14 protein-coding genes are annotated in these 15,947 nt (G+C 63.6%); 10 read left to right on the forward strand and 4 right to left on the reverse strand.

Annotation, left to right across the window (positions count from 1 at the left end):
* Positions 1-59: 59 nt before the first annotated feature.
* The 3 genes from ACF8MI_RS04050 to gap all read right to left on the reverse strand — a co-directional run bounded on the left by ACF8MI_RS04050 (position 60) and on the right by gap (position 2,879).
* Positions 60-1,019 carry a FecR domain-containing protein gene (locus tag ACF8MI_RS04050; protein WP_200928767.1) on the reverse strand — a complete coding sequence of 320 codons (960 nt, stop codon included), beginning with the start codon at positions 1,017-1,019 and terminating at the stop codon, positions 60-62.
* 87 nt (positions 1,020-1,106) lie between these two features.
* Positions 1,107-1,619, reverse strand: a complete 513-nt coding sequence (locus ACF8MI_RS04055) for an RNA polymerase sigma factor (protein WP_060497436.1) — start codon at positions 1,617-1,619, stop codon at positions 1,107-1,109.
* Positions 1,620-1,877: 258 nt separating this feature from the next.
* Positions 1,878-2,879, reverse strand: a complete 1,002-nt coding sequence (gene gap, locus ACF8MI_RS04060) for a type I glyceraldehyde-3-phosphate dehydrogenase (protein ID WP_060497435.1) — start codon at positions 2,877-2,879, stop codon at positions 1,878-1,880.
* A gap of 264 nt (positions 2,880-3,143) precedes the next feature.
* Between gap and edd the strand changes: the two genes are divergently transcribed.
* The 10 genes from edd (at position 3,144) to ACF8MI_RS04110 (ending at position 14,984) form a co-directional block, all read left to right on the forward strand.
* Positions 3,144-4,970 (forward strand): phosphogluconate dehydratase, encoded by a 1,827-nt coding sequence (edd, locus tag ACF8MI_RS04065; protein WP_060497434.1) that lies wholly within the window; start codon positions 3,144-3,146, stop codon positions 4,968-4,970.
* Positions 4,967-5,926: a glucokinase gene (locus tag ACF8MI_RS04070; RefSeq protein ID WP_060497433.1), complete on the forward strand. Its 960-nt coding sequence runs from the start codon at positions 4,967-4,969 to the stop codon at positions 5,924-5,926. Before edd ends, ACF8MI_RS04070 begins: the two co-directional genes overlap by 4 nt.
* Positions 5,927-5,996: 70 nt before the next feature.
* Positions 5,997-6,722, forward strand: coding sequence for a two-component system response regulator GltR (gene gltR / locus ACF8MI_RS04075; protein WP_060497432.1), 726 nt, complete (start codon positions 5,997-5,999; stop codon positions 6,720-6,722).
* On the forward strand, positions 6,703-8,157 hold the full coding sequence (locus ACF8MI_RS04080; protein WP_104834046.1) for an ATP-binding protein: 1,455 nt from the start codon (positions 6,703-6,705) through the stop codon (positions 8,155-8,157). The genes gltR and ACF8MI_RS04080 overlap by 20 nt, the downstream gene beginning before the upstream one ends.
* Positions 8,158-8,302: 145 nt before the next feature.
* Positions 8,303-9,589, forward strand: a complete 1,287-nt coding sequence (locus ACF8MI_RS04085; protein WP_060497430.1) for an ABC transporter substrate-binding protein — start codon at positions 8,303-8,305, stop codon at positions 9,587-9,589.
* Positions 9,590-9,722: 133 nt separating this feature from the next.
* A complete protein-coding gene (locus tag ACF8MI_RS04090; RefSeq protein WP_019098213.1) occupies positions 9,723-10,631 on the forward strand; it encodes a carbohydrate ABC transporter permease in 909 nt (302 codons plus the stop codon).
* Positions 10,624-11,469, forward strand: coding sequence for a carbohydrate ABC transporter permease (locus ACF8MI_RS04095; protein WP_060497429.1), 846 nt, complete (start codon positions 10,624-10,626; stop codon positions 11,467-11,469). Before ACF8MI_RS04090 ends, ACF8MI_RS04095 begins: the two co-directional genes overlap by 8 nt.
* Positions 11,470-11,472: 3 nt before the next feature.
* Positions 11,473-12,627 carry an ABC transporter ATP-binding protein gene (locus ACF8MI_RS04100; RefSeq protein ID WP_060497428.1) on the forward strand — a complete coding sequence of 385 codons (1,155 nt, stop codon included), beginning with the start codon at positions 11,473-11,475 and terminating at the stop codon, positions 12,625-12,627.
* A 41-nt stretch (positions 12,628-12,668) separates the two neighbouring features.
* On the forward strand, positions 12,669-14,012 hold the full coding sequence (locus ACF8MI_RS04105; RefSeq protein ID WP_060497427.1) for a carbohydrate porin: 1,344 nt from the start codon (positions 12,669-12,671) through the stop codon (positions 14,010-14,012).
* A gap of 117 nt (positions 14,013-14,129) precedes the next feature.
* Positions 14,130-14,984, forward strand: a complete 855-nt coding sequence (locus ACF8MI_RS04110) for a D-hexose-6-phosphate mutarotase (RefSeq protein WP_104834050.1) — start codon at positions 14,130-14,132, stop codon at positions 14,982-14,984.
* On the opposite strand, the gene hexR is transcribed toward ACF8MI_RS04110, so the two are convergent.
* Positions 14,977-15,840 carry a DNA-binding transcriptional regulator HexR gene (gene hexR, locus ACF8MI_RS04115; protein ID WP_169774905.1) on the reverse strand — a complete coding sequence of 288 codons (864 nt, stop codon included), beginning with the start codon at positions 15,838-15,840 and terminating at the stop codon, positions 14,977-14,979. The genes ACF8MI_RS04110 and hexR overlap by 8 nt on opposite strands.
* Positions 15,841-15,947: the final 107 nt, after the last annotated feature.

Genomic DNA, 15,947 nt, shown 5'->3' on the forward strand with positions numbered 1-15,947 from the left:
TTGCATTGGCTATAACGAGACGGGCGGGGTAGCGCGATTGCGTAAAAATAATGCTCGGGTCAGTTCAGAATGACCAACGCCGGGTACTCATGCAGCTGTGCCGAGGTGATGTGGGCCAGCGCGCGCAGGGTTTCCAGCGGCTGGTCGAGGCGGTAGTTGCCAGTGACGGCCACGTCTTCCAGCTGCGCATTGCGGTTGATGATCCAGCCGGGGTAGTAGCGCCGCACTTCGGCCAGCACCTGGCTCAAGGGGCAGTTCTCGAACACCAGGCGGCCATCGATCCACGCCAGGTCCTTGTGCATGTCGGGGCGCTGGCGTTGGCCAAAGCCCTGCGGGCCGACGCTGATGCTGTCGCCGGCACTCAGGCGGATGCGCTGGTCGCGGGCCCCCTGCAGGTCGACATCGCCGCGTTGCACCCGCACTTGAGCCTCGCCGTCCAGGTAGCGCACGGCAAAGTCGGTGTCGCGCACCTGGGCACGCAACGGCCCGGCTTCTACCTCCAACGGCAGCACGTCCTCGGGTACCTGGAAGTAGGCCTCGCCTTGCAGCAGGCGGGCGACCTGGCGGCCATCGCGGCGGTCGCTGGCAAAGGCCGAATTGGTGTTGAGCAGCACTTTTGCGCCGTCTTCCAGTTGCAGGCGCTGGCGCTCGCCTACCACGGTCAGGTGGTCAGCCTGCAGGCGCATGGGCAGGTTACCGACGGTGAACAGCCCGACCAGCAGCACAGCTGCAGTGGCCAGGGGTTTCCAGTGGCTGCGCAGGCGCCCGCGCCATGAGCGGCGCTGCAGCTGGTGCATCTGCGCGGCCGCGTGGTGCAGTGGGGCACCGTTCCACAGCGCTTCTGCCTCGACATAGGCCTCGGCGTTTTCGGGGGCCGCGCTCAGCCAGGCTTCGAAAGCCTGGGTATCTGCAGCGTCGGCACATTGCAGGCGCACCAGCCAGTCCCGCGCCTCGTCCATGGCACGAGCACGGGCGCTGGGCCTGGCGGGTGACGGGCGAGGGGCGGGGCTGTCGGTCACGGGAAATCCTTGAATGGTTTTTCGCGAATGATCAAGGCTAAGGCGGGGTGTGGCAAGGGCTTTGCGTAACCGCCGGGCAGCGGTCGGCTACTTGAGGCGGTCGGCGACACCCATGCAGATGGCCATGATGAGTTTCAGCTCCTTCTGCACCGTGCTGGGCGACACATTCAGCTGTTCGGCGATTTCCAGGTAGGTGGCGCCATGCAGCCGGCTGAGGATGAAGATGCGCTGCTGGCGCTCGCTCAGTTGGTTGAGGCTGATGCTGAGTTGCTTGAGCAGTTGCTCGGCATGGGCGGCGTCCTCGCTGCTGGTGGCGGGGGCAGCCACACTGTGCAGGACCTCGTCGGGCACGTCGTCGACCAGCATCCGTGCCTGCACCCGGCGTGCGCGCAGATGGTCCAGTGCCAGGTTGCGCGCGGTCTGGAACACGAACGGCTCGATATGCTCGATGGGCCGCTCGCCCAAGGCGCGGGACACCCGGAGGTAGGTTTCCTGCAGCAGGTCTTCGGCCGTGCTGGGGTTACCGACCATGCGTTGCAGGGTGCGCAGCAGGGTAAGGCGCTGGACGAGGAAGACGGAGTTGAACCGGTACTGACTCACGGGGGAACCTGGTCGACGAAAGGTTAATGATAATGCTTATCATCTATGCCGAAGGTCAAGTGTGGAAGTGTTAGGAAAAGGTAAAGATTGTGAGTCTGCGACCTGGCCCAGCCTCATTTTTGGAGCAATTGCCTTGCTCAAAATCTGAAGGGTTGCGCGATCACTGTGGGAGCGGGCATGCCCGCGAACACGGGCGAAGCCCGTGCCATCCACCGCGTGGCCTGCTTCGCGGGCAAGCCCGCTCCCACAATGGTCGCGTCAGCCTGCCCGGCTTAGAGCCAGGCAGTTATCCAGCATCCGGTTGCTGAACCCCCACTCATTGTCATACCACGCCAGCACCTTGAGCATGCGCCCATTGGCACGGGTATGGTTGGCATCGAAAATGGACGACAGCGGGTTGTGGTTGAAATCGCAGGAAACCAACGGCAAGGCGTTGTAGCCCAGTACCCGGGAATGCTTGCTGGCTTCAAGGAACAGCTGGTTGACCTGCTCGGCCGTGGCCTCGCGCTTGAGGTTGACGGTGAGGTCCACCAGCGACACGTTGATCACCGGCACCCGCACCGCCATGCCCGTCAGCTTGCCGGCCAGCTCCGGCAGCACCAGGCCCACGGCCTCGGCAGCGCCGGTCTTGCTCGGGATCATCGACTGGGTGGCCGAGCGCGCGCGGTACGGGTCGCTGTGGTAGACGTCGGTCAGCACCTGGTCGTTGGTGTAGGCGTGAATCGTGGTCATCAGGCCTTGCTCGATGCCGAACTCGCGGTGCAGCACCTGGGCAATCGGCGCCAGGCAGTTGGTGGTGCAGGAGGCGTTGGAAATGACCTGGTGCGAAGCACGCAGGATGTCATGGTTGACCCCGTACACCACGGTGGCATCGGCACCCTTGGCCGGCGCCGAAACAATCACCTTGCCAGCCCCTGCGGCCAGGTGTGCAGCGGCCTTGGCACGGTCGGTGAACAGCCCGGTGCATTCGAACACCACGTCGATCGCCTCGGCCTTCCAAGGCAGTTCGGCCGGGTTGCGGATGGCACTGACCGCGATACGGTCACCATTGACCGTCAGGCTTTCGTGGTCGGCCTCGACCGTGGCGTCGAAGGTGCCGTGTACGCTGTCGTACTTGAGCAGGTGGGCATTCATGGCGCTGTCGCCCAGGTCGTTGATGGCGACGACCTGCAGGTCCTGGCGGTAGCCTTGGGTATACAGTGCGCGCAGGACGTTGCGCCCGATGCGGCCGAATCCATTGATGGCGATGCGTAGGGTCATGGCAGTACCTCTGGCAGTCCGAGTGAAACCTGTGGCAAAAAGGAGCTTCACTGAAACGGTTTTGTTGTTGGAATTACAAGATTATTCACTGGCCGATAGAAAACAAGCCTTTTTAGTGGCAGTATTTTGTTTAAACATACAACGAGTGGTCGGGCGATGTGCCTCCACCGATGCAGCGGGCTCCTTACCTTGAGCCTAGGCCGCAATCGTTTGGAGGGGAAATGCCTGGTAAACCGCCCTTACAATTAGCCTGGAGTCCAGTACATGCATCCGCGCATCCTTGAGGTCACCCAACGGCTGGTCGAACGCAGTCGTGCCACCCGCGAACGCTACCTGCAGCTGATTCGCGGTGCGGCCAGTGAAGGCCCCATGCGTGCCAGCCTGCAGTGCGCCAACTTCGCCCACGGCGTGGCCGGTTGCGGCAGTGAGGACAAACAGACCCTGCGCCTGATGAACGCGGCCAACGTGGCCATCGTCTCGGCCTACAACGACATGTTGTCTGCCCACCAGCCGTACCTGCACTTCCCCGAGCAGATCAAAAAGGCGCTGCGCGAAGTCGGCTCGGTCGGCCAGTTTGCCGGTGGTGTGCCGGCCATGTGCGACGGCGTTACCCAGGGCGAGCCAGGCATGGAGCTGGCCATCGCCAGCCGCGAAGTCATCGCCATGTCCACTGCGGTAGCGCTGTCGCACAACATGTTCGACGCCGCGCTCATGCTGGGCATCTGCGACAAGATCGTCCCCGGCCTGATGATGGGGGCGCTGCGCTTCGGCCACCTGCCGACCATCTTCGTCCCTGGCGGGCCGATGGTGTCCGGCATCTCCAACAAGCAGAAGGCCGACGTGCGTCAGCGCTATGCCGAAGGCAAGGCTAGCCGCGAAGAGCTGCTGGAGTCGGAGATGAACTCCTACCACAGCCCTGGCACCTGCACCTTCTACGGCACCGCCAACACCAACCAGCTGGTGATGGAAGTGATGGGCCTGCACCTGCCGGGTGCTTCGTTCGTCAACCCGTACACGCCGCTGCGCGACGCCCTTACCGCCGAGGCCGCGCAGCAGGTCACGCGCATGACCAAGGCCAGCGGCAGCTTCATGCCGCTGGGCGAAATCGTCGATGAGAAGGCGCTGGTCAACTCCATCGTCGCCCTGCACGCCACGGGCGGCTCGACCAACCACACCTTGCACATTCCGGCGATTGCCCAGGCGGCAGGCATCCAGCTGACCTGGCAGGACATGGCCGACCTCTCCGAAGTGGTGCCGACCCTGTCGCACGTCTACCCCAATGGCAAGGCCGACATCAACCACTTCCAGGCTGCCGGTGGCATGGCTTTCCTGATTCGCGAGCTGCTCGATGCCGGGCTGCTGCACGAAGACGTCAACACCGTGGCCGGCCATGGCCTGCGCCGCTACACCCAGGAGCCGTTCCTCGACAACGGCAAGCTGGTGTGGCGCGAAGGGCCGCTGCAGAGCCTGGACGAAAGCATCCTGCGCCCGGTCGCGCGGCCGTTCTCGGCTGAAGGTGGCCTGCGGGTTATGGAGGGCAACCTGGGCCGTGGCGTGATGAAAGTGTCTGCCGTCGCCGCCGAGCATCAGGTGGTCGAGGCCCCGGCGCGAGTGTTCCACGATCAGCAGTCGCTGGCCGACGCGTTCAAGGCCGGCGAGCTGGAGCGTGACTTTGTCGCGGTGGTACGTTTCCAGGGCCCGCGTTGCAACGGCATGCCCGAACTGCACAAGCTCACGCCGTTCCTCGGGGTGTTGCAGGACCGTGGCTTCAAGGTGGCGCTGGTCACCGACGGGCGCATGTCCGGTGCCTCGGGCAAGATCCCGGCGGCGATCCACGTATGCCCCGAAGCCTATGATGGCGGCCCGCTGGCGCGGGTGCGTGATGGTGATATCGTGCGGGTCGACGGTGTCGAAGGCACGTTGCGGGTGATGGTGTCGGCCGAAGAACTGGCCAGCCGCGACCTGCCGCCAGCGCCTGAGGGCAACGACCTGGGTTGCGGGCGCGAGCTGTTCGGCTTCATGCGCATGGCGTTCAGCCCGGCAGAGCAGGGCGCCAGTGCCTTTACTTCGGCCCTGGAGAACCTCAAATGAAGGACCTGCTGGTTGGCGACATCGGCGGCACCAATGCCCGTTTTGCGTTGTGGCGTGACAACCAGCTGCATGAAGTCAAAGTCTTCGCCACGGCGGATTACACCAGCCCGGAGCAGGCCATCGAGGCCTATCTGCAGAGCCAGGGCATTACCCGTGGCGGCCTGGCGGCGGTATGCCTGGCAGTGGCCGGGCCGGTCGATGGCGACGAATTTCGCTTCACCAACAACCACTGGCGCCTGAGCCGCGCGGCCTTCTGCAAGACCTTGCAGGTCGAGCGTCTGTTGCTGATCAACGATTTCACGGCCATGGCGCTGGGCATGACCCGTCTGCGTGAGGGCGAGTTCCGCGAAGTGTGCCCAGGCCAGGCTGACCCGTCGCGGCCGGCGCTGGTGATCGGGCCGGGCACAGGCTTGGGCGTGGGGTCGCTGCTGCGCCTTGGCGAACAGCACTGGCAGGCCTTGCCGGGGGAGGGTGGGCATGTCGATCTGCCGGTTGGCAATGCCCGTGAAGCGGCGATCCATCAGCAAATCCATGGGCAGATCGGCCATGTCAGCGCTGAAACCGTACTCAGTGGTGGCGGCCTGGTGCGCCTGTATCAGGCAATCTGCGCGCTGGACGGCGACACCCCCAGGCACACAACCCCCGCGCAGGTCACCGATGCCGCGCTGGGCGGTGAACCGCAGGCGCTGGCGGTGGTCGAGCAATTTTGCCGGTTCCTTGGGCGTGTGGCCGGTAACAATGTGCTGACGCTGGGCGCGCGGGGTGGGGTTTATATTGTTGGCGGTGTGATCCCGCGCTTTGCCGAGTTGTTTTTGCGCAGTGGGTTTGCGGCGAGTTTTGCCGACAAAGGCTGTATGAGCGGCTACTTCGCTGGCGTGCCGGTGTGGCTGGTGACGGCGGAGTTTTCCGGGTTGCTGGGGGCCGGGGTGGCCTTGCAGCAAGCGCTGGATCACTGACAGGGGCCGCAAAGCGGCCCCTGTAAAAACAGGCAACAAAGACCTGTAACCAACAAGAGGAAGGACCACCTTGAGCACTGCCGGCAAATCGATCCTGATGGTCGACGACGACCAGGAAATCCGTGAACTGCTGCAAACCTACCTGAGCCGTTCCGGCTTCCAGGTGCATGCCGAAGCCGACGGCAAGGGCTTTCGCCATGCGTTGGAAACCACGCCCTGCGATCTGGTCATCCTCGACGTCATGCTCCCTGACGAAGACGGCTTCAGCCTGTGCCGCTGGGTACGCCAGCACCCGCGTCAGGCGCGGGTGCCGATCATCATGCTCACGGCCAGCTCCGATGAAACCGATCGGGTCATTGGCCTGGAGCTAGGCGCTGACGACTACCTGGGCAAACCCTTCAGCCCTCGCGAACTGCAAGCGCGAATCAAGGCCCTGCTGCGCCGTGCCGAATTCGGCACGGCGGCACCCGGCAATGCCGTGCTGGCCTTCGATGACTGGCGCCTGGACACGGTCAGCCACCGGCTGTTCCATCGCGACGGCGAAGAGGTGGTTCTGTCGGGCGCTGACTTTGCCCTGCTCAAGCTGTTCCTCGACCACCCGCAGCAGATTCTCGACCGCGACACCATCGGCAATGCCACCCGTGGCCGCGAGCCCATGCCGCTGGACCGCATTGTCGACATGGCGGTCAGCCGCTTGCGTCAGCGCCTGCGCGATACCGAAAAACCACCCCGGCTGATCCGCACGGTGCGCGGCAGTGGCTACCTGCTGGCGACGCATGTCTGCACTGCGCCCTGAGCGGCACTGGCGCTTGCTGCCGCGTTCGCTGCTGGGGCGTATGCTGCTGCTGACCCTGTTGGTGGTGCTGTTGGCCCAGGGCCTGTCGAGCATCATCTGGGTGGCCCAGCTGCGTGCCAGCCAGTTGCAGGGCCTGCGTGCCAGCGCCAGCAGCCTGGCCCACTCGATGAGCGCCAGTGTCAGTTACTTCCGTTCGCTGCCGGTGGCCTACCGGCCCTTGGTGCTCGACCAGTTGCGCAGCATGGGGGGGACGCGCTTTTTCGTGTCACTCAATGCCAAACCCCTGGATATGCCGGTGCTGCCCGTTACCCCGCGCAAGCAGGCGGTGATCGATGTGTTCCAGCAGGTGCTGCATGAGCGCCTGGGTTCGCAGATGGACATTTCCGTGGAATTCGTCGGGCCCGATGACCTGCGCATCTTCAACAGCGGCCTGAAGCTCGACGAGCTGCCACGTTCCTGGGCGCATTACTCGTTAACCCTGGAACCGCTCAACCCGCCGGTGCTGGTAACGCAGATCCGCCTGGGCGAGGGCGAGTGGCTGTACATCGCCTCGCTGTTGCCCGAACCCTACACCAGCCTTGAGGCCGAACGCCTGCCTCGCCAGCAGATCGGTTTCATCGTGCTCACCACGGCCTTGCTGTTGTTGTTCATCGGCTTGCTGGTGCACTGGCAAAGCTGGCCGCTCAAGCGCCTGGCGCGGGCCGCGCGGGAGATGTCGCTGGGCGCCGATGTGGCGCCTGTGGCCGAAGGCGGTGGCAGCGAGGTGGTCGAGGTGGGCCGGGCGTTCAACAGCATGCGCGAGCGCATCAGCCGCTACCTGACGGAGCGCAGCCAGCTGTTCAGCGCCATTTCACATGACCTGCGCACCCCGATTACACGCCTGCGCCTGCGCGTCGAACTGCTGGAGGACGAACACTTGCAGGCCAAGTTCAGCCAGGACCTGGATGAACTTGAACTGCTGGTCAAAGGCGCCTTGCAGTGTGTGAAAGACACCGACATCCACGAAAATATCGAGCCGGTGGACCTCAACCAGGTGCTGGAAATCCTGGCCGAGCCCTACCTGCGCGATGGCCGTATCACGGTTGAAGGCCGCGCGCTGGCGCCATACCCCGGCAAGCCGCTGGCGCTGCGCCGCTGCATCGGCAACCTGATCGACAACGCCATCAAGTATGGCGAGCGGGCACGGTTGCGCATCATCGACAGTGCCGAGGGGTTTGTGCTGCAGGTGGACGATCAAGGGCCGGGCGTGCCGCAGCAGCAGCTGGAGCAGGTGTTCGAGCCGCATTTCCGTCTGGCCGCGCAGCAGCAGGGTTATGGGCTGGGGCTGGGGATTGCCCGCAACATCGCCCACAGCCATGGGGGTGAGGTGAGCCTGCTGAACCTGAGGGAGGGTGGTTTGCGGGTGACCTTGTATCTGCCGCGTGGCGTGGAGTGAGTCTGTGTATGGCGTGCGCCGGCAATGTAACCAAACGATGACATTCACGCATCGCTTCGTTACCTGGCGAGGTGGGCAGTCTGTTTAGACTTCAAGCAACGCAAGCGCTCGACTTGCACGGTATAACAACAAGAAAGGTGCTTCGATGAATTCCACGCTCCGGCTCGCTGCCGCAATCTCCCTGGCTTCCCTACTCCCGCTCAGTGCCCACGCTGCCGAACCCAAAGGCACTGTCGAAGTCGTGCATTGGTGGACTTCGGGGGGTGAAAAAGCTGCTGCCGATGTGCTCAAGGCCCAGGTCGAAAAAGACGGCTTTACGTGGAAAGATGGTGCCGTCGCGGGTGGTGGCGGTGCCACGGCCATGACCGTGCTCAAGAGCCGCGCTGTAGCCGGCAACCCACCGGGTGTCGCGCAGATCAAAGGGCCTGACATTCAGGACTGGGCGGCCACCGGCTTGCTCGATGGCGATGTGCTCAAGGAGGTGGCCAAGGCCGAACAGTGGGACACACTGCTCGACAAGAAAGTCGCCGACACCGTGAAGTACGACGGTAACTACGTCGCCGTACCGGTAAACATCCACCGTACCAACTGGCTGTGGATCAACCCGGAAGTCTTCAAGAAAGCCGGTATCGACAAGGCGCCCACCACCCTTGACGAATTCTACGCCACTGCCGACAAACTCAAGGCTGCCGGCTTCATCCCGCTCGCCCATGGCGGCCAGCCGTGGCAGGACAGCACCGTGTTCGAAAGCGTGGTGCTGTCGGTAATGGGCGTTGATGGCTACAAGAAGGCCATGGTCGATCTCGACAGCGCCGCGCTGACCGGCCCGGACATGGTCAAGGCGTTGACCGAGCTGAAAAAGGTCGCCACCTACATGGACCCGGACGGCAAAGGTCAGGACTGGAACCTGGAAGCGGCCAAGGTCATCAACGGCAAGGCCGGCATGCAGATCATGGGTGACTGGGCCAAGAGCGAGTGGACCCTGGCGAAGAAAATCGCCGGCAAGGATTACCAGTGCGTGCCGTTCCCCGGCACCGAAAAGGCCTTCCTCTACAACATCGATTCGCTGGTGGTGTTCAAGCAGAACAACCCCGGCACGGCTGCCGGCCAGCAGGACATTGCCCGCAAGGTGCTGGGTGAGGACTTCCAGAAGGTCTTCAGCACCAACAAAGGGTCGATCCCGGTGCGTAACGACATGCTGGCCGACATGGCCAAGTATGGCTTTGATACCTGCGCGCAGGCGTCTGCCAAGGACTTCCTGGCGGATGCCAAAACCGGCGGCCTGCAGCCAAGCATGGCGCACAACATGGCCACCACGCTGGCCGTGCAGGGCGCGTTCTTCGATGTGGTGACCAACTACATCAACGACCCCAAGGCCGACCCGGCCGATGCGGCGAAGAAACTGGCGGCGGCGATCAAGGCTGCCCAGTAACCGCTATTCGCGGACGAGCCCGCTCCCACAGGTCTGGCGCCCTGCCTAAGACCTGCGGCGAGCAGGGCCCATGTGGGAGCGGGCTTGCCCGCGAAGCGGTGCATCGCACCGCCATTACCTCGGAATCCGACCTATGACCACAACCACCGCCCAACTGCGGGCCTCACCCCTGGACGCGCTTCAGCGCTGGCTGCCCAAACTGGTGCTGGCACCCAGCATGTTCATCGTCCTGGTGGGCTTCTACGGCTACATCCTCTGGACCTTCGTGCTGTCCTTCACCACCTCGACCTTCCTGCCCACCTACAAATGGGCCGGCCTGGCGCAATACGCCCGGCTGTTCGACAACGACCGCTGGTGGGTGGCCAGCAAGAACCTGCTGCTGTTCGGTGGCCTGTTCATCGCCATCAGCCTGGCCATCGGTGTGTTGCTGGCAGTGTTGCTGGACCAGCGCATTCGCCGCGAAGGCTTCATCCGCACCATTTACCTGTACCCCATGGCACTGTCGATGATCGTCACCGGCACCGCCTGGAAGTGGCTGCTCAACCCCGGCATGGGCCTGGACAAGCTGCTGCGTGACTGGGGCTGGGAGGGCTTTCGTCTGGACTGGCTGATCGACCCCGACCGGGTCGTGTACTGCCTGGTGATCGCGGCCGTGTGGCAGGCCTCGGGCTTCATCATGGCGATGTTCCTGGCCGGCCTGCGCGGTGTCGACCCTTCGATCATCCGCGCTGCGCAAATGGATGGCGCCAGCATGCCGCGCATCTACTGGACCGTGGTACTGCCCAGCCTGCGCCCGGTGTTTTTCAGTGCGCTGATGATCCTTTCGCACATCGCCATCAAAAGCTTCGACCTGGTGGCGGCGATGACCGCTGGCGGCCCGGGTTACTCATCCGACCTGCCTGCGATGTTCATGTACGCCTTCACCTTCAGCCGCGGCCAGATGGGCATGGGCTCGGCCAGTGCCATTCTCATGCTCGGGGCGATCCTGGCGATCCTCGTGCCTTACCTGTACTCGGAGCTGCGGAGCAAACGCCATGCATAGCCCTGTCGAAAAGCCCGTGCTCAGCATGAGCCGTATCGCCATCCACGCGGTGCTGCTGCTGGCCGTGGCGCTGTACCTGGTGCCGCTGGTGGTGATGCTGCTGACCAGCTTCAAGTCCCCGGAAGACATCAGCACCGGCAACCTGCTGAGTTGGCCGCAGGTGATCACCGGCATTGGCTGGGTCAAGGCCTGGGGCACGGTCAGCGGTTACTTCTGGAATTCGATCATGATCACCGTGCCGGCCGTGCTTATCTCCACCGCCATCGGCGCGCTGAACGGCTATGTGCTGTCGATGTGGCGCTTTCGCGGCTCGCAGTTGTTCTTCGGCCTGCTGCTGTTCGGCTGCTTCCTGCCGTTCCAGACCGTGCTGCTGCCGGCCTCGTTCACCCTTGGCAAGCTCGGCCTGGCCAGTACGACTGGCGGCCTGGTGCTGGTGCACGTGGTCTATGGCCTGGCCTTCACCACGCTGTTCTTCCGCAACTTCTATGTGAGCATCCCCGATGCGCTGGTCAAGGCCGCACGCCTGGACGGTGCCGGCTTCTTCACCATTTTCCGCCGCATCATCCTGCCGATGTCCACGCCCATCATCATGGTCTGCCTGATCTGGCAGTTCACCCAGATCTGGAATGACTTTTTGTTCGGTGTGGTGTTCTCCAGTGGCGACTCGCAACCGATCACCGTGGCCCTGAACAACCTGGTCAATACCAGTACCGGGGCCAAGGAGTACAACGTCGACATGGCGGCGGCGATGATCGCCGGCCTGCCAACCCTGCTGGTGTACGTGGTGGCAGGCAAATATTTCGTCCGCGGGCTCACCGCCGGCGCGGTCAAGGGGTAAGTCATGGCAACGCTCGAACTTCGCAATGTGAACAAGACCTACGGCAGCGGCCTGCCGGATACCCTCAAGGACATCCAGCTGTCGATCAAGGATGGCGAATTCCTGATCCTGGTCGGCCCCTCCGGCTGCGGCAAATCGACCTTGATGAACTGCATCGCAGGCCTTGAGCAGATTACCGGTGGCGCGATCCTTATCGATGACCAGGATGTCAGCGGCATGAGCCCCAAGGACCGCGACATCGCCATGGTGTTCCAGTCCTACGCGCTGTACCCGACCATGAGCGTGCGCGAGAACATCGAGTTTGGCCTGAAGATCCGCAAGCTGCCCCAGGCCGCCATCGACGAAGAGGTTGCGCGGGTGGCCAAGCTGCTGCAGATCGAGCACCTGCTGGCGCGCAAGCCGGCGCAGCTGTCCGGTGGCCAGCAGCAGCGCGTAGCCATGGGGCGGGCGCTGGCGCGGCGGCCGAAGATTTACCTGTTCGACGAACCGCTGTCCAATCTCGATGCCAAGCTGCGCGTCGAGATGCGCACCGAAATGAAGCTGATGCATCAGCGCCTGAAAACCACCACCGTGTACGTCACCCATGACCAGATCGAGGCCATGACCCTGGGCGACAAGGTGGCGGTGATGAAGGACGGCATCATCCAGCAGTTCGGCACCCCCCAGCAGATCTACAACGACCCGGCCAACCAGTTTGTCGCCAGCTTCATTGGTTCGCCGCCGATGAACTTCATTCCGGTGCGCCTCACGCAGCAGGAGGGGCGCTTGTTGGCCGTGCTCGACAGCGGCCAGGCACGCTGCGAGCTGCCCTTGGGCGTAGCCGGTGACGAACTGGAGGGCCGCGAGATCATCCTCGGCATCCGCCCCGAGCAAATTGCCTTGGGCACCGTCGAGGGCAACGGCCTGCCGGGCATTCGTGCCGAGGTGCAGGTAACCGAGCCCACCGGGCCAGACCTGCTCGTATTCGTCACCCTCAACCAGACCAAGGTGTGCTGCCGCCTGGCGCCCGATGTGGCGTGCCGGGTGGGGGACACCCTCAGCCTGCAATTCGACCCGGCCCGGGTGCTGCTGTTCGACGCCCAAAGCGGCGAACGCCTGCACCTGGCCAGCACTGCAGCAGCTGCAAAGGACAACGTGGCTCACTTCAAAGGCCGTTGACTCGTCTACACCATCAATAAGAAAAAAGAGGACGCAAAGGGATGGAACAGCGCAAACGCATCAGGACATTGGGCTCGCTGGCATTGCTCGCCGTTGTCGGCAGCAGCGGCGCGCAGGCTGCCGAGGCCTTTTCCAGCGAATCGAAATGGATGACCGGCGATTGGGGCGGCACCCGCACTGAGCTGCTGGAGAAGGGCTACGACTTCACCCTCGACTACGTCGGCGAGGTGGCCGGCAACCTTAACGGCGGCTACAACGACGACAAGACAGCGCGCTACAGCGATCAGTTTGCCCTTGGTGCACACCTGGACTTGCAAAAGATCCTTGGCTGGCACGATGCCGAGTTCAAGCTGGCGATCACCGAGCGCAGTGGCCGCAACCTGTCCAACGACCGTATCAGCGACCCACGCGCCGGGCAGTTCAGTTCGGTGCAGGAGGTGTGGGGCCGCGGCCAGACCTGGCGCCTGACCCAGATGTGGTTCAAGCAGAAATACTTCGACGGTGCGCTGGATGTGAAGCTCGGCCGGTTCGGCCCGGGCGAGGACTTCAACAGCTTCCCGTGCGACTTCCAGAACCTGGCCTTCTGCGGCTCGCAGGTGGGTAACTGGGTGGGCGGTATCTGGTACAACTGGCCGGTCAGCCAGTGGGCGCTGCGGGTTAAATACAACATCACCCCGGAATTTTTCGTCCAGGTCGGTGCCTTCGAGCAGAACCCCTCCAACCTGGAAACCGGCAACGGCTTCAAGCTAAGCGGCAGCGGTACCAAGGGCGCGATCCTGCCGGTCGAGGCGGTATGGTCTCCCAAGGTCAATGGCCTGCCGGGCGAGTACCGCCTGGGCTACTACTACAGCACGGCCAAGGCCGACGATGTCTACGACGACATCAACGGCAACCCCCAGGCGCTGACCGGCGAGGCCTTCAAGTCCCACTCCAGCAAGCATGGCTGGTGGGTGGTGGCGCAGCAGCAGGTCACTGCCCATGCGGGTGACGTCAACCGTGGCCTTAGCCTGTTCGCCAACTTCACCGTGCACGACAAGGCCACCAACGTGGTCGACAACTACCAGCAGGTGGGGCTGGTCTACAAAGGCGCCTTCGATGCCCGGCCCAAGGACGACATCGGCTTCGGCGTGGCGCGTATTCATGTGAATGACGACGTGAAGAAGCGTGCCGAACTGCTCAATGCCCAGAGCGGTATCAGCGATTACGACAACCCAGGCTTCGTGCCGCTGCAGCGCACCGAGTACAACGCCGAGCTCTATTACGGCTTTCACGTCACCAACTGGCTGACCGTGCGGCCCAACCTGCAGTACATCAAGAGCCCTGGCGGGGTGGACGAGGTGGACAACGCGCTGGTCGCAGGATTGAAGATTCAGTCGTCATTCTGAGGGCAATTGTTGTAAATTTACGCCAATCCCTTTTCGGTTTCCGGCACCCACTGGCCTGCAGTGGGTGTCAGGGATAGGCCGAGACAGCGCTATCTCAAACAACAAGAGCTCTGAACCATGCCCGAACATCCGCTCCATCGCTTCTTTTCCTCGCAGCGGCCCAGGCCGACATTCGAGTGGGAGCGTTACCAGCAGCGCGATGTTCTGATCATCGATCACCCCCGTTGCCAGGCGGTATTCAGTCGCCAGGGCGCGCAACTGCTGCACTTTCAGCCAGCGGGTGAGCGCCCCTGGCTGTGGTGCGCCGAGCAGTGGCCGCAGGTGGGGGCGATCCGTGGTGGCGTGCCGGTGTGCTGGCCGTGGTATGGCCGCCACCCCAGTGAGGATTTGTGGCCAGCCCATGGCTGGGCACGGTTGCTGGACTGGAAGCTGGTGGACAGCCGCGAGGACGAGGAGGGCGTGACCCTGAAATGGCGGCTGGACCTGTGTGACTGGCAGGTAGACCTGCATGCCCGGCTGGGTAGCCGCATGGAACTGAGCCTGAGCACCGAACATCAGGACAGCGAACCCTGCCAGTTGAGCCATGCGCTGCTAGCCTACTGGCGCATCAGTGACGTGTCCGAGATAGCGCTGTCCGGGCTTGAGGACATCGAAGGTTACGACCGCTTGAACCGCCAGGCCTGCCGAGAAGATGGCGCGCTGAAGCTCAAAGGGGGCTGCCAGAAGGTCTACCCCGGCACACCGCGTGTGCAACTGCAGGACCCGGCCTGGCAGCGTGAGCTATGCATCGATACGGGTGACAGCGACGATACCGTGGTCTGGCACCCGGGCAACCGCCCGTTGATGGGCGTGACCGGCCGCGAAACTCAGCATTTTGTTTGCGTCGAGGCGGCCAGCGGCAGTGGCGAGGGCCTGAGCCTGGCGCCGGGGCAGCGTGCCCACCTGCGCTTGCAGGCGCACCGGCTCAGTTGAGTTCGTCGTCCTCGATCGGGTAGCGGCTGGCGTTCAGGCTTTCCTTGATCTTGCGCAAGTGTGGCTGGAAGTCCACGCCGCGGCGCAAGGTCATGCCGGTGGCCAGCACATCGAGCACCGTCAGCTGGATGATCCGCGAAGTCATCGGCATGTAGATGTCGGTGTCTTCCGGCAGCGGAATGTGCAGGCTCAGGCTGCAGGCGTTGGCCAGTGGCGAGCCGGCGGCGGTCAGGCCCAGTACCGAGGCGCCGTTTTCACGGGCCAGGCGTGCCACTTCGACCAGTTCGCGGGTGCGCCCGGTGTAGGAAATGATCACGAACAGGTCGCCGGTGTGCGCCACCGAGGCCAGCATGCGCTGCATCAGCACGTCAGCATGGGCCGACACGGCCAGGTTGAAGCGGAAGAACTTGTGCTGCGCGTCCAGGGCTACCGGCGCCGAGGCGCCCAGGCCGAAGAAGTGGATCTGCCGGGCCTGGATCATCATGTCCACGGCGCGGCTGACCTGTTGCGGGTCCAGTTGCTGGCAGGCGCTGTCGAGCGAGGCGATGGCACTGGCGAAGATCTTCTGGGTGTAGGCGGCCGGGTCATCGTCGGCCTCTACTGCGCGGCTGACGTAGGCGGCGCCGCTGGCCAGGCTCTGTGCCAGCTGCAGCTTCAGTTCGGGGTAGCCGCTGACGCCGAACGAGCGGCAAAAGCGGTTGACGGTCGGTTCGCTGACCTTGGCCGCCTGGGCCAGCGCAGCAATGCTGAAACGGGTCGCTTGTTGCGGGTTGAGCAGGATGACTTCGGCGACTTTGCGTTCGGCCTTGTTCAGCTCATCGAGGCGTCCCTGGATCTGCTCCAGGAGGTTTCGCACGCGGTCCATGGGTGTGTCCTTGGGTCGGGAAGACAGCCGGCTGTGGAAGCAGCAGGCTTTTTGCACGGTCGTCTATCGTACTGTCGGCGCGGTTGGCGTACCACTTG

The organism is Pseudomonas sp. yb_9 (genome assembly GCF_043103635.1).
Lineage (GTDB): Bacteria > Pseudomonadota > Gammaproteobacteria > Pseudomonadales > Pseudomonadaceae > Aquipseudomonas > Aquipseudomonas monteilii.